Annotated in this window: 3 protein-coding genes; 1 reads left to right on the top strand and 2 read right to left on the bottom strand. The window is 76.3% G+C overall.

Translation table 11 applies throughout. From position 1 onward, the window contains the following. Positions 1-89 precede the first annotated feature (89 nt). A complete protein-coding gene (locus AB8Z75_RS33495; protein ID WP_369208683.1) occupies positions 90-1,400 on the top strand; it encodes a glycoside hydrolase family 26 protein in 1,311 nt (436 codons plus the stop codon). Between the two features lie 43 nt (positions 1,401-1,443). On the opposite strand, the gene AB8Z75_RS33490 is transcribed toward AB8Z75_RS33495, so the two are convergent. Together AB8Z75_RS33490 and AB8Z75_RS33485 are read right to left on the bottom strand one after the other, a co-directional pair. Then, the gene (locus AB8Z75_RS33490; protein WP_369208685.1) at positions 1,444-2,574 is read right to left on the bottom strand and encodes a GNAT family N-acetyltransferase; all 1,131 of its coding nucleotides are present in this window, start codon (positions 2,572-2,574) and stop codon (positions 1,444-1,446) included. Positions 2,575-2,690: 116 nt separating this feature from the next. Further along, a partial coding sequence (locus AB8Z75_RS33485; RefSeq protein ID WP_369208681.1) for a hypothetical protein occupies positions 2,691-3,595 on the bottom strand: 905 nt, incomplete at its 5' end.

Genomic DNA, 3,595 nt, shown 5'->3' with positions numbered 1-3,595 from the left:
GGGTGAGAATTCCGCTGACAGACCATCAGGAATGTCGACCGGCGGACGACCGGACACGCGCCGGGGTCGAGAGGCGGCCAGGAGGAGCCATGCGCAGCCACGGACGCGGGCGGGTCAGGGCGGTCCTGTGCGCGGGTGTCGCCGCCGCGGGGTTGCTGGCCTCCTGCACGGTGCTGCCGGTCGCCGAACGGGAGTCCGGACTCCGTCCGGGTGAGCGTTCGCGGAGTGCGCCGGTGCCCTCGCCTTCCTCCCGGCCGTCCGGCCCTGCCGGGCCCTCCGCTCCGTCCACACCGTCCGGCCGCGCGCTCGGCGCGTTCCTCGGCTCCGGTCCCGAGGGCGTGCGCCGCATGGCGGAGCTGGAGAAGTGGCTCGGCGGCACGGAGCTGCGGGTGGGGCACACCTACCTGCCGGGCCGGCTGTGGTCCGACATCGAGGGACAGCCGGACTTCCTGCGACCGTGGGCCCGTTGGCGGCGGGAGGACCCGACCAGGCTGTTCGTGCTGAACGTCCCCATGCAGGCACGCAACGAGGCGCGGCTGGACGACGAGCGGGTGCGCGCCCTGCTGCGCCAGGGCGCCGCGGGCCGGTTCGACGCCCACTTCCGCACCCTGGCCCGGCACCTGGTCCGTGCGGGGCTCGCCGACACCGTGGTGGTGCTCGGGTGGGAGATGAACGGCACGACCTACACCCATCGCTGCGCGCCGGACCCGCGCGCGTGGAAGGCGTACTGGCGGCGCATCGTGACGGCCATGCGAGCGGTGGACGGGCAGCGGTTCCGCTTCGACTTCGCGCCCAGCCGTGGCCGCGACGCGATCCCCTGGACCAGGTGCTACCCGGGCGACGACGTCGTCGACGTGCTCGGCATGGACGCCTACGACCAGCCGAAGGGCATGAGCTTCGACGAACAGGTGAGGGAGCCGTACGGGCTCCAGGCGCACGTCGACTTCGCCGCACGCCACGGCAAGCCCCTCTCGTACCCGGAGTGGGGGCTGTTCCGCAACGGCGACAACGCCGCGTACGTGCGCTCCATGCTCGCCTGGATGGACCGGCACGAGCCGCTGTACCAGACCATCAGCGACTACTGCCCGCACGGCGTGTGGCGGTGCCGGGGCAACCCGACGTCCTCCAAGACCTTCAGGATGGCGTTGTTCGCCCAGCCGGAGCCGCCCGTACCGCCCTGGCGCAGCGAGCCGCCCACCGCCCCGCGCCAGAGCACCCCGCCTCCGGGCACCCCGCCTCCGGGCACCGAGCCGCCGCGCCAGGCCGAGCAGGCGAAGCCSTCCCGCCCCGCCGGTGCGGGCACGGCGTCCCCCGCACCGGCCGGCCCGTGGTGGGAACGGTGCTGGGGAGTCGGACAGTACTGCGTACGCTTCGACTGGCTGCGCGCCCTGGCGGGCTAGCCCGCGCCAGGAAGCGGCCCGCCGCCCTGCCGCCGTCATGCCGTCACTGGCGCGGCCGGAGCACGGCCGCGCGGTCGAGCAGCGTGCGGGCCCGTGCCGCATCGCCGCGCCGGCGCACCAGGCGGGCCGCGGCCTCGCGGGCCGCCGCCTTCGCCGCGAGGAGTTCCAGGGCCGGCGCCAGCTGCGGGCGGGCCAGCAGATAGCGCCGGTTGGCGGCGGTCACGGGCTGCCAGCGCAGCTTGTACGGCTCGGTGCCGCGCAGCAGGCTCAGGGTGCCGCGGCCCGTGGCCGACGCGAAGTGGGCGTCGTGCCGCAGCAGCATGGTCGCGATGTCCACCCGCTGCTCGCGCAGTGCGGGATCCGCGCCGTACAGGTAGCCGCACACCAGGTCGGGGGAGACGAGGGCGACGTCGCACGCGGCGACCCGCCCACCGACCCGGTACTCGGTCACCGCCGCGTCCCCGCTGGCCACCAGCTGCTCCACCGCGCCCACCAGGTGAGCGCCGAAGCGGGGCCGCAGGTGTTCGGGGGTCACCCCGCGGCCCCGCCACTGCCGTTCGTGCAGCCGGAGCATGGTGCCCACCGACTCCGGTACCCGATCCCCCGTCACGTCGTGGGCCTCGATGCCGAGCTCGTCGATGCGGCGCAGCTTGCGCCGGGTGCGCTTGGCGCTGGCGGGGGCGAGCCGCTGCAGCATCTCGTCCATGGGCACGCCGGGCAACTCCAGGCAGACCGAGTCGGTCAGCCGCCGCCGCACCCCCGGCCACGCGGCGTACAGGCGTTCGGCGGCCCCGCCGGGGCGCACCTCGCGCAGGTCGACGACCGCGGTGCGGGACGCCGCGTACAGCGCGCGGGCGAGCGCGTCGGCCGCGCGCGGGCAGCTGTCGTCGAGCAGCACGTCCTGGTAGTCGGAGATCTGGCCGCCGAGCGTCACCAGCGCGGGCAGGGGCCGGTGGACGAGCATCAGCGGCGCGGCGGCCACCAGCCGGCCGTTCTCCCGCACCAGGACGACCCGCAGCCTGCCGCGCCTGCCGTAGGCACGCCACCACGAGGCCAGCCAGGCGTGGCTGAGGAACGGGGTCGCCGAGCGGTTGCGTGCCCGCAGCCCGTCCCACTCGTCGGCCAGCTCCGAGAACTCGGCCTCGGACCGGCACAGCGTGGCGGTCAGCCGCACGGGCGGACGTCCCGAGGCCTCGCCGCGCCCGCCCCGCCAGGGGGAGAGGACCGGCCCCGCCAACTTGCGGCGCCCGTAGGGAGACTTGCGACGCGTGACCGGAGAGGAGGGAGAATTCACCGCCCGGCCTCCGCCTTCTCCGTCAGGTGCGCGGTGCCCGGTTCCGCCGCCGTGTGCGCGTCCTTCCCGCCGTCCGCGCGGGCGGCCCCCGGCGCCTCGGGCACCACCCGTTCGGACCCCGACGCTTCGGGCACACGTGCGGACTCGGCCTCGTCCGTCGCCCGGGCGGACACGTGCCCGCCGGCTGTCCGAGCGTCCGGCCCCTCCGCCGCGGTGGCGCCGTGGGCGGGGACGGGGACGGCCGCCGGCCCCTCGGTGCCGCGGCGCCGCGGCCGGGCCAGCAGCGCCAGCCCCCCGAGCAGCCCGCCCGCGCTCGCGCCCACGGACACGGCCAGCGGCGCCCGGGGGGAGACGGGTCCGGCCGTGGCGGCGGCGCGGGAGACGACCGTCAGCCGCACGCCGGTCTTCCCGGCCGACTTCTTCGCCGTGCGGGCCAGGGCCGCGGCGGTCGCGTCGGCGTAGTCGGCGGCGTCACCGGCCGAGGGCGCACTGCCGGTGATCTGCACCATGGGCGCGTCGGGCGAGGTGCGGGCCCGCACGTGCGCACGCAGCGCGCCGCGCGGCAGGTCGAAGGCGGCTTCGGCCGAGGTGAGGACCACGGCGTCCGTGGCGATCTTCCCGTACGCCTGTGCGTAGCCGAGCGCTGACATCGCGTCGGCGTGCTCGCCGGGGGAGACGAGCACGTAACTGGACGCCTCGTAGCGCGGTTCCGCCACCGTCGTGTACGCGGCGCCCGCCAGCGCGCCCAGCACGGCGCATACCGGCAGCGGCCACCAGCCGGGCAGCCGGCGCGACGGGCCCGCGCCGCGGCGGGCTGCTCGCCCGCGCGCCGGTAGGTGAGTACGCGTCGGCGCGGTGTCTCTCGCGGGCTGTCCCGGTGTGATCGTGGACATGAGGTCAC

The organism is Streptomyces sp. PU-14G (assembly GCF_041028275.1).
GTDB lineage: Bacteria > Actinomycetota > Actinomycetes > Streptomycetales > Streptomycetaceae > Streptomyces.
The sequence above is the reverse complement of the archived record's forward strand: the minus strand, read 5'-3'. Positions and strand labels throughout refer to the sequence as shown.